The following is a 15401-nucleotide window of genomic DNA, read 5'->3' on the forward strand; positions in this document are numbered from 1 at the left end:
CTGAACCGGTGCTGCGTGCAAGCATGATTGCAAGCCCGCCTTCCCTGCCCTAAATGAAGGGTATGACAGTCAGACCTATCCTTATTCACCCCGATCCACGGCTCAAAAAGGTGGCCGCACCGCTGGAGGATTCCAGTGACGCAATCCGCGCGTTGGCCAAAGACATGCTTGAGACAATGTATGACGCCCCAGGCATTGGACTGGCAGCGCCCCAGATTGGCATATTGGACCGCATGATCGTGCTGGATTGTGTCAAGGAAGAAGGTGAAACGCCCCGCCCTTTGGTGATGTTGAACCCGCAGGTGATTGCCAGTTCCGATGAGAAAAACGTCTACGAGGAGGGCTGCTTGTCCATCCCCGAACAATTCGCCGAGGTCGAGCGCCCGCGCGATGTCACAGTCACATGGATGGACGAAAACGGCACTGCCCATCAAGAAGACTTTGACGGGTTGTGGGCCACCTGCATCCAGCATGAAATTGACCACCTCGAAGGCAAATTGTTCATCGACTACCTGCGCCCACTCAAGCGCCAGATGATCACCCGCAAAATGCAAAAGCTAAAACGGGAATTGGCCCGCGACGGCAACGATGCAGGCTAAGACACGCCCTTTCGTGATGTGGCCGGACAAGCGATTGCGCACGCCCGCAGATCCTGTGACCGAAATCACCGATGACATCCGCCAGATATGGGCAGATATGATCGAAACCATGGATGCTATGCCCGGCTATGGCCTTGCCGCACCACAAATCGGTGTTATGCAACAGCTTGCCGTGGTCGACGCAAGTGACAAACGCGGACAGGCCGTCGTTATGGCCAACCCGGAGGTTCTGCACGCCTCTGTCGAGTTGCGCGAACACGAGGAAGCCAGTCCAAACCTGCCCGGCTTTAGCAGTGTTATCAAACGCCCCCGAGCCGTGACAGTGAAGTTTCTCAATAAAGACGGGGTCATCGACCGCAAAGACTTTGTGGGCCTTTGGGCCACATCCGTGCAGCACCAGATCGACCATCTGAATGGCAAAATGTATTTCGAAAACCTCAGCAAAACAAAACGCGACATGCTGCTGCGAAAGGCACGGAAACGCTGATGCGCATTGTCTTTATGGGAACTCCAGACTTTTCTGTGCCGGTGCTGGATGCTTTGGTGGAAGCAGGCCATGACATCGCTGCGGCCTACTGCCAACCGCCGCGTCCTGCGGGGCGCGGAAAAAAGGAACGTCCAACCCCTGTGCATGGGCGCGCTTTGGAATTAGGCCTCGATGTCCGCCATCCGGCATCCCTTAAAACCGACAATGCTTTGGCAGATTTCTCTGCGTTACAAGCCGACATCGCGGTGGTCGTGGCCTATGGTCTGATCCTGCCACAAACCATCTTGGATGCTCCTGCAAAAGGATGTCTGAATATCCATGCCAGCCTTTTGCCCCGTTGGCGCGGGGCCGCCCCTATTCACCGCGCGATTATGGCGGGCGACAACCAAACAGGCGTTTGCATTATGCAAATGGAGGCAGGATTAGACACTGGCCCGGTTCTGCTGCGCGTCGCCACAGATATCGAAACGGATGAAACCACTGGTCAATTGCACAATCGTCTGTCCCAATTGGGGGCCACTGCAATTATTTCGGCGCTGGCTCAACTAGAGACCCTCGTCCCAGAGGCCCAGTCAGATCAGGGCATCACCTATGCAGCCAAAATCCTAAAGGACGAGGCCAAAATCGACTGGACCAAACCTGCTCACATAATTGATGCACAAATTCGCGGGCTATCCCCGTTCCCCGGTGCCTGGACCAAAATAAACGGTGTGCGCGTCAAAATGTTGGGCAGCACAGTGTCCTCTATGACAGGCCCTGCAGGGACGATCCTGTCTGATCTGACAATCGCCTGTGGCGACGGCGCGGTGCAAATCACCCGTGCCCAACGCGAAGGCAAGTCAGCCCAAGATACACTGACGTTCCTCAACGGTATGGACGTGCCCCCCGGCACAGTTGCAGGGGTCTAACATGACATCGGCGGAGAAATTGCAATGAAATCAGTTTTTCACTTAGCCTATAACGTCACTGATTTAGACGAAACACGCGCCTTCTACGGCGAGCTGTTGGGCTGTGCCGAGGGGCGCAGCACAGACACTTGGGTCGACTACGACTTCTTTGGGCACCAGATTTCGCTGCATCTTGGCACGCCTTTTGCCACGGCAAATACGGGTAAAGTCGGCGATCACATGGTGCCCATGCCACATCTTGGTATTGTACTGCCAAAACCTGATTGGGACGCGCTGGCCGCTAAACTAAAGGCCGTTGGGACGGACTTTGTCCTAGAGCCGCACACGCGCTACCCCGGTGAGCCGGGTGAGCAAAGCACGATGTTCTTCCGCGACCCTTCCGGCAATCCGATAGAGGTCAAAGGTTTTGCTGATTTCGATGGGATCTTTGCCAGCTGACACTTATTCCGCAGGAATACGGGCCATCCGTCCGCCACGTGCCGGAACGATCCAAACCTCATCCATGGGGTATTGGCTTTCGTCTTTGGACGCCAGCTTGCGCAGAATTTCGATCTGAAACTCGATCCAACCCATGCGATGTACCGTGCCTGCTTGTGCTTCGATCTTGTCATTGAGGTCCTTCAACTTCCAAAACGGAACCGCAGGAAACGTATGATGCGCCGTGTGATAGGGCATCTGCCAGCACAGCCAACGCATAACCGCATTTGTCCGCGTGGATCTGGTGTTTTCAAGGATGTCACTCTCATGGCTCAGGCCAAGATGCTCGATCGTATTTTGCAACTGATGCACAGGCTTGGTCAGCACCATCGGAATAATCCAAAACGTCAGCACAGCCCAACTGCCCACAGCCAAAGACACCAACGCAATCGCCGCATAAAGACCTAAGTGAATACGCGCTTCACGAATGATCTTCGCCTCTTCGTGCTGCTTGATATATGGCTCAAGGATGATACCGCGCGCGCGACGCACCAGTCCAACGACGCGGTTGCGCCAATAGGTTATGCCAAAAAACCACAACAGATAAGTTTGCAACGTGTAGGGTTCGCGGACCAATTCGCCATCGCGTTCCCAATCTTGCGTGTACTGGTGGTGGGCAAAGTGCATGACCTGATCGAAATCACGCGGAAAGATCATAAAAAAGCCGATCACGCGGCCAAACACTTCGTTCGCTTTGCGTGTCTTAAACACCGTGGCATGGCTCAACTCATGTTGGGCGGCATATAAAAAGTTGATCAAAACCCCTAGAATGGCCCCTGTGGCCAAAACCCACCATGTGCCCATAACCATAGCGTGTGCCAGCCCCACGACCAAAATGGCGCCAATATGCGAGGCCATTTGCACACCGCCCCACATATCCGAGCGCTCCGTCAGGGCCCGCATTTCATCGCGGGTCACAAGTTTACGGCGGGAAAATTCAGCGTCCATTTTTACAGACCTCCGTTTGATCACACGAAAGCCTAGCAGTGAATCCGCGTCAGACAAGCACCTTAGGCCGCAAAACATGCGGAATTTCGGGGTCGTACAGGGCCGAGTCCTTAAAATCAGTCACTTCGCCCAAAACAGGACCAACCATGATCAAGGCTGTGCGGGTGATTTTTTCTGCACGGACCTTTTCGCGGATATCAGACAGAGTCCCTCGAATGAACAATTGATCCGGCCAACTGGCACGATAGGCGACCACGACGGGACAATCCGCCCCGTAATACGGGATTAATTGCCGCTCGATCTCGCGCAGGTTCCTGATGGCCAAATGGATCGCCAATGTGGTGCGCGTGCGGGCAAAATTCTCGAGGGTTTCATGCTCGGGCATCGACGTGGACTTCATCGACATGCGGGTCAACACGATGGATTGCCCGATCTCTGGTACTGTCAATTCCTGCCCTAACGCCGCCGCCGCCGCCGCGTAGGCGGGCACGCCGGGGATGATCTGGTAATCGATCCCATCCGCGCGCAACCGCCTGATCTGTTCTGCGATCGCCCCATAAAGCGAAGGATCGCCGGAATGCACACGGGCCACATCTTGACCCCTTTTATGAGCCGCCAAAATCTCGGCATGAGTGTCGTCCAAAGTCATTGGCGCTGTGTCCAAGACACGCGCGCCTTTTGGCGCACACTCCACGACCTCGGCAGGCACCAAGGACCCCGCGTAAAGACACACGGGGCAGGCCCCGATCACACGCGCCGCCTTCAACGTCAGCAATTCAGGATCACCCGGCCCTGCGCCAATAAAATAGACAGTCATTGCGCCACCCCAATGCTTCTTTTTTCCAAAAATACTCTCGCCGAAGGCGAAACCCTACCTTGCATCCGACAGATCCCCATCAATTTTGCGGGCATACCCACGCGGCGTGAACATACGTGGCCCTTCGCCCAGATGGGCCAGCCGCGAATGACTGGAGCCCACCAAAACAACCGTCAGCATGTCGACTTCGTTCACTTCCAATTCGGACAGCTTGCGATAACGGATATGTTCTTCTGGACGGCCCAGCGATGAGGCCAACATCACCGGCGTGTCCGCTGGACGGTGCTGCAACAAAATCTCGCGCGCTTCTGCCAGCAAGGTCCGACGGCGCATTGAAACCGGATTGTAGAAGGCGATGACAAAATCGCCCTCAGCCGCTGCATGCAGACGTTTGACGATATCTTCGCGAGGGGTCAGCAAGTCTGACAAGGAAATCGCACAGAAATCATGGCCCAATGGTGCGCCAGCCCGGGCTGCCGCCCCTTGCAACGCAGACACGCCGGGCGAACAAACCACATCAACCCGCCGGGCTGCATCCGACACACCCATGGCATCAGCGCTGCGGTCCAACAGTTCAAACACCAACGCGCCCATTGCGTAGATGCCCGCATCACCCGAACAGACAAGGGCGACGTTCTTGCCCTTGCCCGCTTGTTCCAGCGCAAAACGGCAACGATCCTCTTCACCGCCTAAAGGGAAATCAGAACGGGTCTTGCCCGCCGCCAAAGGCCCCAACAAATCGATATAAAGGCCATAGCCCACCAATTCTTCGGCCTCTTGGACCAGCTTGGACACTTCAGGCGTGCGCCATGTCGCTTGCCCCGGGCCGATACCAACGATCGACAAACGCCCCCGACTGCGGCCTTCAACCGAAAGGATTGGCGCAGGTGCAATGGCCAGAGCCGCTGTGCCCATGGCGCTTTTGCGTTTTGGCGCGATCAACGTCGCATCCAGCCCAGCCCCGGCAAGGGCTGCATTTTCAGCGACACCGTGACTTCCAATCTCGGCAAAAACCACGTCAGATGTGGTTGCACAACGCGGTGTCAGATCCTCTAACTGTGCTGCCGTAAACACTTGCAATGGCCTGTCCAATGCAGCCGCCAGAGCCAGAACAGCAGGCTCATCCGCCTTCAGATCAGCGGTATAAACGGCTTTGACCGCAGCAGGTGCCACACTGTTGTTCGCCAAAACCCTTGCAACCAGATCGGCTAATTCCTCAGGCGGGCAATTGCGCGAAGCACCGACACCCAACGTCACAGTTTGGGGACGAAACACCAATGTTGTCTCAGACAGATCTGATACCGGCTCAACCCCACAGAAAATCTTGACCGCGTCGCCCTGTGGCAGATCCGCCAACCAGTCCGCTTGATCCGCTGCACTGCCTGTGATCGTAGCGCCACCACCGTTCAATAGTGCAACCATCGCCGCCTTTGCGTTTTGCGGATTTTCCAAAGCCCAGCCCAATGGCGGCTCGTCCAAGGCCACACCCAAAGCCACATCGCCTGCCGTCGTGACCGCCGCCATGGCCGATAGACCTTCGGCAATTTGAGTGGCCAGACGGTTCGCACCCCGGTGACCGCCCAACAGGGGTACAACCACAGATCCATCATCGGAGATGGACAAAACGGGGGGCTCGGCGAGTTTGTCATTCAACAAAGACGCCACACCACGGATCAAAATGCCGCTCGCGCAAACGCCGATGATCGGCACGCCAGCAGCAAACAAATCGCGCACATGATCCAACGCGTTGGCAAAGATCACATCGGCTTGGTCCACGCGCCCCTCGCGTCCGTGCACTGCGGCCCCCAATAGATCCGCGACACGGTGGGCTACGGGTTCGCCCGAGCGGGACAGGGCCAAGACAACAGGTTTCACAGCCATGGATCGGCCCCTTTGGTCAAAAGTATCATCGAAAAATAGGGTGCCTTTTCGGGCGCTTCCGCCAGCGGGCAAATCACTTCTTGTGGGAGGCTGGCGCGTTCCACGTAGACCGCTTGATCCAGCAGGCCCAAGCCGTCAATCACGCCACGGATCTTGGCCAAGTGGCGGCCCACTTTCATGATCGCAACGCTTTCAGCACCTTCGATACGGCTGCGTAATTCGTCCTGAGGCAGTGGTCCCGGCAGAACCGTTAGGCGCTCGTTGCGGGCGACCAATGGCTTGGCCGCGCGGGCCGCACAGGTTGTCACTGAGGTCACACCGGGCACGACCTCGACCTCATACGTGTCTGCCAAACGGGCAAAAATATACATAAATGAGCCGTAGAAAAATGGATCGCCTTCGCACAAACACACCACATCGTGGCCTGCGTCCAGTTCGTCCGCGATTGCACGCGCGCCGATGTCATAGGCTGCTTGGGCAGGTTCGCGGGCCGTGGTCATTGGCACATCCATGACAATCTCGCGGGCCCCGCTGGCAATTGCCCCCGCCGCGATAGAGCGCGCAAAACTGTCGCCACCTGCCAGCGTTGGATAGGCCACCACTTGTGCCCCACTGATCAAACGGTGCGCCTTGAGCGTCATCAACTCGGGATCCCCCGGGCCCAATCCGACCCCGTACAAAACGCCACTCATCTTTTGATCAGACTGAGCTGCGTGACAGGCATGTTAGGGCGCCAGCCTGTAAACGGGCCAACCGGTTCGGCCCGATTGATCTGAAGTTTGACCAGTTGCCCGCCATGGGATTTGTGCAAATCGATCAAAAGGCGTTCGGATTCCAGCGTGACCGCGTTTGCCACCAAGCGGCCCAAGGGACGCAGGGCTGCCCATGCCATATCAAAGGTTTCCATGCTTAGCCCACCGCCAATGAAGATTGCGTCGGGGGATTCTAGGGTCGTCAGAGCCTCTGGCACCAACCCTTCGATCAATTCCAATTTTGGCACGCCCAGCGCCAATGCGTTTTGCGCCGCCATCGCACGCCTATCCGCACGCGGTTCAATACCAATCGCGCGGGCATATCGCGCCGCCCGCATCCATTCCACGGCAACCGATCCGCAGCCCGTCCCCACATCCCACAGTAAGGCGCCGCGCATGGGCATGAGTTTGGCCAAGGTGACAGCGCGGACTTCTTGTTTGGTCATCGTGCCATCGTGGACGAACAAGTCGTCAGCTAAACCCGGCACACGCGGCAGCAAAGCCGCATCCGGGGCCGCGACACAGTCCACAGCCAAGGTGTTGAACGCAGGCACCTTGTGATCCCAATCCGCCGCCGTGCCGTCAAACCGTTCTTCGCGGTCACCGCCCATGGCGGCCAGAACCGTCATTTTGGAATTGCCAAAGCCGCGCTCGGTCAGAAACGTTGCGATCTGTGCTGGCGTCTGAGCACCCGTGGTGAGGATCAAAAGACGCGCGTCTGGCTGAATAAACGCAATCATCTGCTCCACGGGTCGACCGTGCACAGTCAATGTTTCCACATCCGCCATGGACCAACCCATGCGGGCCGAAGCCAGTTGGAACGCGCTGAGTTGCGGATGATACGTAATCTCAGCCGGATCAATCGACCGTCCAATCCGTGCACCCACGGAAAACCAGAGGGGGTCGCCAGTGGCCAACACAACAACACGCCGACCCTTTTGGGCCTTAAGTGTTTCGATCAAAGCATCAAACGGGCTGGGCCACGCAAGACGTTCGGCGGTTGAGTTGGGGGATAGGCTATGATGTCTATCGCCCCCGATGATGACTTCGGCCGTATCAACCACAGCGCGGGTTGCTGGCGTCAGACCGTCCAGCCCATCTTCACCGATACCGACGATATGCAGCCACGCGCTCATGATGCGACCTCGGGCAAACCTGCGGCTAGGGCGTTGACGGCAGCCGAAGCAATTGCGGACCCGCCACGGCGGCCTCGCAGTGCGACGAAATCGCAACCGCGTGGGTTGGTTGCCAGTTCCGCTTTGGATTCAGCCGCCCCAACAAATCCAACTGGGAAGCCCAAGATAACTGCAGGCTTGGGCGCGCCTTGATCCAGCAGCTCTAGAAGATGAAAGAGCGCGGTGGGGGCATTGCCGACCGCAACGACCGCGCCGTCTAGATGATCCGTCCACAGTTCAACCGCAGCGGCAGACCGCGTGTTGCCAATCATTTTGGCACGATCCGGAACAGATGGATCATTTAGCGTCACGATAACCGGATTTTCAGCAGGCAAATAGCGCCGGATGATCCCCGCTGCCACCATTTCGCAATCGCACAGAATTGGCGCACCGCGCTGAAGTGCTGTCTGGCCTGCCGCGTATGCCCCAACCGAAAAAGCCAATCGGTCTGCAATTTCGACCATGCCACAAGCGTGGATTACCCGTGTGGCCAAAGCCTGCATGCCGGCGTCAAACCGATCCAGACGCGCCTCGGCCTGAACCGTGGCGAAGCTGGCCGCGTAGATTGCAGATGGGTTTTTCTCGTAGGGGCGCATGGCTTAGGCTTTGGTCTTTCGCGCGCTTTCGGGGCCAAGCGGATGTTTGGCATGGGGGTATTCTGCGTGATGATGGTGATCGTGGCTGTGCCCATGGTCGTGCCCGTGGTCATGGCCGTGATCATGCGCGTGGTCATGATGGTGATGGTGATGGTGGTGATCCAGCGCCTCAAGGCGACATAAACCCGTGCAGAATGTATCGCACAGCTGACAATCGGCCACATTCGACCCCGGCGCGTTGGCACCTTGCCCCTCGACGTGGTGATGATGGCTTTCTTGGACTGCGCCGACTTCCGCCTCAAACCCCAAAACCGCCGTGCGGTATTTGCACAAGACACAAGTGGGCGGCGGAACATCGGCAAATGCAGGATGATCCAGACCCTTTTGTGCCGCCAATGCTTCGCGTTGTTCAGGCGTAATCTTTTGCACATCCTGACCTTCGATTTCCAAAATCTGGGTCCGATATTGGCAGGTTCCGCAATTGGGCGGCGGCGTGGCACTGGTTTGTTCGATCACGCGCTGGGCAAAGGTTTCCAAAACTTGGGGGTGATCCCCAAGATATCCCGCTTTTACAAAATCAAGATCGGGGTATTGCGCGGCGACTTGGTCCGTAAAACCATAAATCCGGTCAATCAAAATGCCCGAGAACAAGAAATAGGGAAAGACGATGATACGTTGATATCCCAGCCGCGTGACATGCTGCAAACAGGGCTCGACCAGTGGGAAGGTCACGCCGGAATAGCCCACTTCAACCCAGCCAAATCCCATGCCCTCTTGCAACATGCGGGCGATTTTGCTCACGTTGCCATTCGCATCCGGGTCCGAGGCCCCACGCCCAATAACAACCAGACACGTCTTTTCTAGTGGCAGCGGCCCATGTTGGGAATTTGCGGCGTCGACCGCGTCTTGGATACGGCCAGCGGCGGCGGCGATCATCTTGGGATCGACACCCAATTCGCGCCCATAGCTGACCTCGATCCCGTGCTTGGCGGCATAAGTGTTCAGCACGGTCGGGATATCGTTCTTAGCATGCATCGCGGCAAACAGCATTCCTGGCACCGCGAGGATCTTGTCACAGCCTTTTTCGCGCAACCGGTCCAAGCCGTCGCGGATCACCGGATTGGCAAATTCCAAATAGCCATAGTCCATCTCCCAATCGGCAGGCAAATGGGCGGGCAATTTATCAGCAAGCGTGGCGAACTCATCCACTGCAGATTTACTGCGCGACCCATGGCCACAAATCATCACACCAATCTTGGACATCGTTTAGGCCTCCTGAGGCTCTTCTTCAATTGCGTCTTCTTCCACCGCTTCTTCTGTTTTTGGTTTGCCCTTCAGCGCGCCCCAAAGCCCCGCAGCAATCGCAGCCCCAATAGCAACACCGGCCAAGACGTGATCGTGCCCCGCCACTTCGATAAGATGGCCCGGATGCGCCACGGCTGCACCAGTTCCAAACATGGTCCACAAACTGGCGATAAAAATAGAGAGGCTTTTCATTTGGTGTCCCATTGCAACGATCAAAGCAAGAAACCACCCTATCCCCGTAGGAATTTCTGGACGACGCATGGTTGCGTCCCCGTTTTGGGTCAACCCGTCCACGCACTTCTCTCCGGCCCTGATCAGGCTTCGTCTGGACCCGCTTATAAAAAGCCTTGGACAGGCCTGCAACGGCAATAGCGCCGCCGCATCAGACAAATCCGACGCGCAATGGATGTCACTGTGCAACGGCGCGCAGAAATTGCGCAGCAGTACGGGTTTGGGTCCGACACGCTTCGATCTAAATTCAGGCCAAATCAAACGGAGAAGCACAATGGGACAACTGGTAGACGGCGTCTGGCACGACACATGGTATGACACCAAAACCACTGGCGGTGCTTTTGTGCGATCTACGGCAAAGTTTCGCAATTGGATCACGGCGGATGGTACTGCGGGCCCCTCCGGAACAGGCGGTTTCAAAGCTGAAAGCGGGCGCTATCACCTCTATGTCAGTTATGCCTGCCCATGGGCGCACCGCACTTTGATCTTTCGCAGCCTTAAAGGTTTGGAACCACATATCGGCGTCTCAGCTGTGCACCCTGATATGCTGTCCGACGGTTGGACGTTTAAGAAAGACGACGACGGGGCCACTGGCGACGACCTTTTTGGCCTGCCGTTTGCACGCGACATTTACATTAAGGCAGATCCGCAGATTTCCGGACGCGTGACTGTGCCAATTCTGTGGGACAAAGCGCAGAACACAATCGTCTCCAACGAATCTTCTGAAATCATCCGCATGTTCAACAGCGCCTTCGATAAGGTGACCGGAAATGATGCAGACTATTGGCCCGAGTCCCTGCGCAACCAGATCGAACCGCTGAATACACGGATCTATGACACGATCAACAACGGCGTCTACAAATCCGGCTTTGCCACCTCGCAAGCAGCCTATGACGCGGCCGTTGGGCCGTTATTTGACAGTTTGGATTGGCTGGAAGGCATTTTGGCAAACCAGCGATATTTGACCGGCGACAGCCTGACCGAGGCAGATTGGCGGTTGTTTACCACGCTGATCCGCTTCGATGCAGTGTACCATCTGCACTTTAAATGTAACCGCAAACGGATCGTGGATTACCCGCATCTGTGGGGCTATGTGCGCGAGCTGTATCAAGTGCCCGGCGTGGCCGAGACTGTGAATATGGCGCATATCATACGCCATTATCACTACTCACACGAAACGATTAATCCACACCGTATCATCCCGATCAATCCCGTGCTGGATTTTGATCAGCCCCACGGGCGCGATTACCTACGGCCCGCGTGATGCTCTGCAATGGCCGCGATATCCTGCGGCGGGGTCGAGGTTTGTAGCAATCCGCACGCATTTGGAATGTGCTGAAAGATCGATCCATCCGAAAAGAAACTTGTGTTTGTCACAAACAGCACTTTGGTGTCGGGCTGGCGATAGGCCACATAGTCCGCCACAGCAAAGGCGCTGCCGCCCTTGAGGACAAGGTTCAGAATAACCAAATCCCAAGCTGATTTTTGCAAGTGATCAATGGCTAACTCTTGAGTTTTAGCCAATGTCACGTCCAAAGAGAGGCGGCGCAAATGGTTAGCCCACAGGCTGCCCAAATTTGGGTTATTTTCTACAATTAATATACTCATTTACTGTTACTCCGGTGTTTGACACGCCAAACACCCATCCCCATACATCGATTAGCCCCTGTATGATTAACAAACTCTTAAAATAGGTTAACCGATGGTTGCCCGCTTGCGTTTTGGGCGAGAATCCGCTTCTGCTGCGCTGAATTATTTTGCACTTCTGGGAAAAGGCCGGATCACGATGACCACATGGATCACCATTTGCGACACCTGTAAGCGCGACGATTGGATTGCCTCCGAAAAATCCCATACCGATGGTGAGGTTTTGGCAGGTCTGGTCGAAGCCGCGGCTCAGTCCGAAACCGTCAAAACGCGCCGCGTGTCTTGTTTGATGGGCTGCAAACACGGCTGCAATATCGCGATCCAAGCTGAAGGTAAGCTGGCCTATACTTTGGGTGATTTCATCCCTGATCAAGAGGCGGCCCAAGCCATCGTCGACTATGCGGAACTGCATGCGCAAAGCGAAACAGGCCAAGTGCCCTTCCGTCAGTGGCCCGTCGGCGTCAAAGGGCATTTTGTCACCCGCCACCAGCCCATTCCCCAAGAAAAATGAGCCTGCGCCGCGACCATGGCGGCGGGTTGGACGCGGCTATTGCCAAATATGGTGGCACGCGGCCCGATTGGCTGGACCTGTCGACAGGAATCAACCCTGTGCCATATCCAACTGGCGAAATTGACCTGAACGACTGGACCGCACTGCCAGATCAAGCCGCGCAAACGGCTCTCATCGACGCCGCACGATCGTTTTGGAACGTGCCTGAAGATGCCGCCATCGTAGCAGCCCCCGGTGCCAGCGCATTGATCGCGCGTATGCCCGATCTCACAGGTCAAACATCCGCCTACATTCCTCAGCCCACGTATAATGAACACGCCGCAGCCTTTCACGCGCGCAATCCACAAATGGATCAAAGCGATAAAACCCATCCAGTGCGAATTTTCGTCCACCCAAACAACCCCGATGGCGCAGTGTTGGACGCGGACGATTTTACACAGGGCGGTAAGTCTTCTTTTACGATTATTGACGAAAGCTTTTGCGATATCTGCCCCGAGCTAAGCCACATCGATCATGCAGCACGCCCAAAAACAATAATCCTCAAAAGCTTTGGAAAGTTTTGGGGATTAGCGGGGGTGCGCCTAGGCTTTGCCATTGGGGCCACCGACACACTGCTGCCCAAGCTGCCAGATCTCTTGGGCCCATGGGCTGTGGCAGGGCCCGCCCTGACAATTGGCGCGCGCGCCTTGAACGATCACAACTGGGCCAATCAAACGCGCCAACGATTGCGCGAGGACGCGGAAACTCTGGACGGACTGATGGCGCAAAAAGGCGTGCAATGCCTTGGTGGCACCGACTTGTTTCGCCTCTACGACGTAGATGACGCCACTGCTTGGCAGGACCGTCTGGCCCAAAACAAAGTGTGGTCGCGCATCTTTCCCTACTCAAGAACCTGGCTCCGACTGGGCCTGCCCCACCCAAACCGTTGGGATCAGTTAAAGGCTGCCCTATGACGCTGGCCCTAGCGATGATCCTGGATGCGCTTTTGGGAGAACCGAAATGGCTGTGGGATCGGCTCCCGCACCCAGCCGTATTGATGGGCCACTTGATTGGCCGCCTTGACCAATGGTTTAATTCAGGTCCGGCGCGCCACTTCAACGGGATCCTTGTGATGTTGGGCTTGGTCCTGCTTGCCATCGCGTCGGGTGCTATTCTTGCACAACTTGGCCCAGTTGTTGAAATCCTGATTGTGGCAATTTTACTGGCCCAAAAGTCACTGGTCCAGCATGTGCAGGCTGTCGCCCTAGGCCTTGGTCAAAGCACCCAAGCTGGACGTGCGGCTGTCGCAATGATCGTTGGGCGCGACACCAAGGACATGGATGATCCTGCTATCGTCCGCAGTGCTATCGAAAGTGCCGCCGAGAACCTTTCCGATGGCATTATAGCACCTGCCTTTTGGTTCGCAATTGGTGGTCTACCTGGGCTTTTGGTCTACAAAATCACCAATACCGCCGACAGTATGATCGGCTATTTAACACCCCGCCATGCCCAGTTTGGCTGGGCCGCAGCCAAGTTTGATGATCTGCTCAACTGGATCCCCGCCCGCTTGACCGCCCTGATGATCATCGGTCCAATGGCCTATGCATCCCTCAGATCGGACGCCGCCAAGCACCGATCACCCAACGCAGGCTGGCCTGAGGCGGCCATGGCCCGGCGCCTCAACCTCGCCCTTTCAGGCCCGCGCGCCTACGACGGCGTGATGCAGGATTACCCATGGGTCTGGCCGCAGGGAAGCAGCCATGGCACAGGCAAAGACATCCAAGCGGCCTGCACGGTGCTATGGCAGACATGGGCAATCGCCCTTGCATTGGTAATCGCGATAGGGCTTTTGTAACCCCATCAGTTAAGACGCTTATCGAGGACACCCCATGGGCCGTATTTTATCCGTTGTTTCACTGTCTCTGGGCCTGGCCCTTGGGGCCTCTGCGGCCATGGGCCAATGCGGTGGCAGCTTTGGCAGTTTTGTCGCTGGACTAAAGGCCGAGGCAATCACCCGTGGCCATAGTCCCAAAGCCACAAACAGCTTCTTTGCCAACGTGCGACAGGATCCAAAAGTTCTAAAAGCCGACCGCAGCCAAGGTGTGTTTCAGAAGGATTTTGTGGCGTTTTCGCGCAGCTTGATCTCCCAAAATCGTATCCAAAAAGGGCGTCAAATGGCGTCCAAATATCAAAATACCTTTGCCCGCGCCGAGCAAGCCTATGGCGTTCCTGCAGGCGTTTTACTGGCGTTTTGGGCGTTCGAGACGGATTACGGCGCGTTTCAAGGGAACTTCAACACTCTCAACGCACTGGTCACCCTGTCGCATGATTGCCGCCGGCCCGAGCTGTTTCGCCCACAAGTCTTTGCGGCGCTGACCCTGTTTGAACGGGGCAATTTCAGCCCAACCAAAACCACAGGGGCCTGGGCCGGCGAAATTGGCATGGTCCAAATGCTGCCCGCTGACATTATCGAAAACGGTGTGGACGGCGATGGAGACGGGCGCGTGTCGCTGAAAACGTCACCCACCGATGCGCTGATGTCCGGCGCAAAAATGCTGCAACATCTAGGCTGGCGCAAAGGCGAGCCTTGGCTGCAAGAGGTCGCGGTACCATCTGGGCTGGATTGGTCCAAAACGGGCATCGACAAAACCCTCAGTGTCGGACAATGGGCACAACTGGGTGTTAAGCCACGCTGGGGCAAGCTCGCCAACAGCAAACTGCCTGCATCGATCATCTTGCCCATGGGTCGCAAAGGGCCTGCCTTTATCGCTTACCCCAATTTTCGCGTATATTTCGAATGGAACCAAAGCTTTACCTATGTGACGACGGCCGCCTATTTCGGCACACGCCTGATGGGTGCCCCGGTCTACACGGTCGGCACCCCTGACAAAGGCCTCAACGGCGCACAGATGAAACAGCTGCAACAAAAACTGGCCCGTCGCGGTCATGACGTGGGCAAAATCGACGGCATCCTCGGGGCTGGCACGCGCGCCGCTGTTCAAAAGGAACAAAGCCGCCTCGGACTGCCGGCAGATGCTTGGCCCACGCCAGCATTGCTCAACAAACTCTAATTTCTTTTTTCCCTAAA

General features: G+C 56.5%; 18 protein-coding genes. 9 read left to right on the plus strand and 9 right to left on the minus strand.

The genetic code is table 11. The features are described from left to right. Window positions 1-62: 62 nt before the first annotated feature. The 4 genes from def (ACIRQ6_RS15280) to ACIRQ6_RS15295 are packed head-to-tail and all read left to right on the plus strand — an operon-like array spanning window position 63 to window position 2432. A complete protein-coding gene (gene def / locus ACIRQ6_RS15280; protein WP_420861461.1) occupies window positions 63-599 on the plus strand; it encodes a peptide deformylase in 537 nt (178 codons plus the stop codon). Continuing rightward, complete coding sequence (gene def / locus ACIRQ6_RS15285; protein ID WP_420861462.1) at window positions 589-1086, plus strand: peptide deformylase; 498 nt, start codon at window positions 589-591, stop codon at window positions 1084-1086. The genes def (ACIRQ6_RS15280) and def (ACIRQ6_RS15285) overlap by 11 nt, the downstream gene beginning before the upstream one ends. After that, window positions 1086-1994, plus strand: coding sequence for a methionyl-tRNA formyltransferase (fmt, locus tag ACIRQ6_RS15290; RefSeq protein WP_420861463.1), 909 nt, complete (start codon window positions 1086-1088; stop codon window positions 1992-1994). Before def (ACIRQ6_RS15285) ends, fmt begins: the two co-directional genes overlap by 1 nt. A gap of 24 nt (window positions 1995-2018) precedes the next feature. After that, complete coding sequence (locus ACIRQ6_RS15295; RefSeq protein ID WP_420861464.1) at window positions 2019-2432, plus strand: VOC family protein; 414 nt, start codon at window positions 2019-2021, stop codon at window positions 2430-2432. A 3-nt stretch (window positions 2433-2435) separates the two neighbouring features. On the opposite strand, the gene ACIRQ6_RS15300 is transcribed toward ACIRQ6_RS15295, so the two are convergent. From ACIRQ6_RS15300 to ACIRQ6_RS15335, 8 genes are read right to left on the minus strand one after another with little or no spacing between them, the layout of a single operon-like run. Further along, window positions 2436-3419: a fatty acid desaturase gene (locus ACIRQ6_RS15300; protein ID WP_420861465.1), complete on the minus strand. Its 984-nt coding sequence runs from the start codon at window positions 3417-3419 to the stop codon at window positions 2436-2438. Window positions 3420-3468: 49 nt separating this feature from the next. Further along, on the minus strand, window positions 3469-4236 hold the full coding sequence (cobM, locus tag ACIRQ6_RS15305) for a precorrin-4 C(11)-methyltransferase (protein ID WP_420861466.1): 768 nt from the start codon (window positions 4234-4236) through the stop codon (window positions 3469-3471). A 54-nt stretch (window positions 4237-4290) separates the two neighbouring features. Beyond that, the gene (cobJ, locus tag ACIRQ6_RS15310) at window positions 4291-6117 is read right to left on the minus strand and encodes a precorrin-3B C(17)-methyltransferase (RefSeq protein ID WP_420861467.1); all 1827 of its coding nucleotides are present in this window, start codon (window positions 6115-6117) and stop codon (window positions 4291-4293) included. Further along, entirely contained in the window at window positions 6108-6809 is a 702-nt protein-coding gene (cobI, locus tag ACIRQ6_RS15315; protein WP_420861468.1) for a precorrin-2 C(20)-methyltransferase, read from the minus strand. Before cobI ends, cobJ begins: the two co-directional genes overlap by 10 nt. Further along, window positions 6806-8008, minus strand: a complete 1203-nt coding sequence (gene cbiE / locus ACIRQ6_RS15320; protein WP_420863919.1) for a precorrin-6y C5,15-methyltransferase (decarboxylating) subunit CbiE — start codon at window positions 8006-8008, stop codon at window positions 6806-6808. The genes cobI and cbiE overlap by 4 nt, the downstream gene beginning before the upstream one ends. Then, the gene (locus ACIRQ6_RS15325; protein ID WP_420861469.1) at window positions 8002-8640 is read right to left on the minus strand and encodes a precorrin-8X methylmutase; all 639 of its coding nucleotides are present in this window, start codon (window positions 8638-8640) and stop codon (window positions 8002-8004) included. Before ACIRQ6_RS15325 ends, cbiE begins: the two co-directional genes overlap by 7 nt. A gap of 3 nt (window positions 8641-8643) precedes the next feature. After that, window positions 8644-9903: a sirohydrochlorin chelatase gene (locus ACIRQ6_RS15330; RefSeq protein ID WP_420861470.1), complete on the minus strand. Its 1260-nt coding sequence runs from the start codon at window positions 9901-9903 to the stop codon at window positions 8644-8646. Between the two features lie 3 nt (window positions 9904-9906). Next, window positions 9907-10137 carry a DUF6732 family protein gene (locus ACIRQ6_RS15335; RefSeq protein ID WP_420861471.1) on the minus strand — a complete coding sequence of 77 codons (231 nt, stop codon included), beginning with the start codon at window positions 10135-10137 and terminating at the stop codon, window positions 9907-9909. A 313-nt stretch (window positions 10138-10450) separates the two neighbouring features. On the opposite strand from ACIRQ6_RS15335, the gene ACIRQ6_RS15340 reads away from it, so the two are divergent. Continuing rightward, complete coding sequence (locus tag ACIRQ6_RS15340) at window positions 10451-11440, plus strand: glutathione S-transferase family protein (RefSeq protein ID WP_420861472.1); 990 nt, start codon at window positions 10451-10453, stop codon at window positions 11438-11440. Here the strand turns inward: ACIRQ6_RS15340 and ACIRQ6_RS15345 are convergent. Beyond that, window positions 11422-11784: a response regulator gene (locus tag ACIRQ6_RS15345; protein WP_420861473.1), complete on the minus strand. Its 363-nt coding sequence runs from the start codon at window positions 11782-11784 to the stop codon at window positions 11422-11424. The two genes, ACIRQ6_RS15340 and ACIRQ6_RS15345, sit on opposite strands and share 19 nt — an antisense overlap. A 178-nt stretch (window positions 11785-11962) precedes the next feature. On the opposite strand from ACIRQ6_RS15345, the gene ACIRQ6_RS15350 reads away from it, so the two are divergent. Genes ACIRQ6_RS15350 through ACIRQ6_RS15365 form a run of 4 tightly spaced genes read left to right on the plus strand, consistent with a single transcriptional unit; the run spans window position 11963 to window position 15384 of the window. Further along, entirely contained in the window at window positions 11963-12334 is a 372-nt protein-coding gene (locus ACIRQ6_RS15350; protein ID WP_420861474.1) for a DUF1636 family protein, read from the plus strand. Next, the gene (locus ACIRQ6_RS15355) at window positions 12331-13287 is read left to right on the plus strand and encodes a threonine-phosphate decarboxylase (RefSeq protein ID WP_420861475.1); all 957 of its coding nucleotides are present in this window, start codon (window positions 12331-12333) and stop codon (window positions 13285-13287) included. Before ACIRQ6_RS15350 ends, ACIRQ6_RS15355 begins: the two co-directional genes overlap by 4 nt. Then, window positions 13284-14168, plus strand: coding sequence for an adenosylcobinamide-phosphate synthase CbiB (gene cbiB / locus ACIRQ6_RS15360; RefSeq protein ID WP_420861476.1), 885 nt, complete (start codon window positions 13284-13286; stop codon window positions 14166-14168). The genes ACIRQ6_RS15355 and cbiB overlap by 4 nt, the downstream gene beginning before the upstream one ends. 34 nt (window positions 14169-14202) lie before the next feature. Further along, the gene (locus ACIRQ6_RS15365; RefSeq protein ID WP_420861477.1) at window positions 14203-15384 is read left to right on the plus strand and encodes a lytic murein transglycosylase; all 1182 of its coding nucleotides are present in this window, start codon (window positions 14203-14205) and stop codon (window positions 15382-15384) included. The last annotated feature ends 17 nt before the right edge of the window (window positions 15385-15401 follow it).

This window comes from Algirhabdus cladophorae, from assembly GCF_044772865.1.
GTDB lineage: Bacteria > Pseudomonadota > Alphaproteobacteria > Rhodobacterales > Rhodobacteraceae > Algirhabdus > Algirhabdus cladophorae.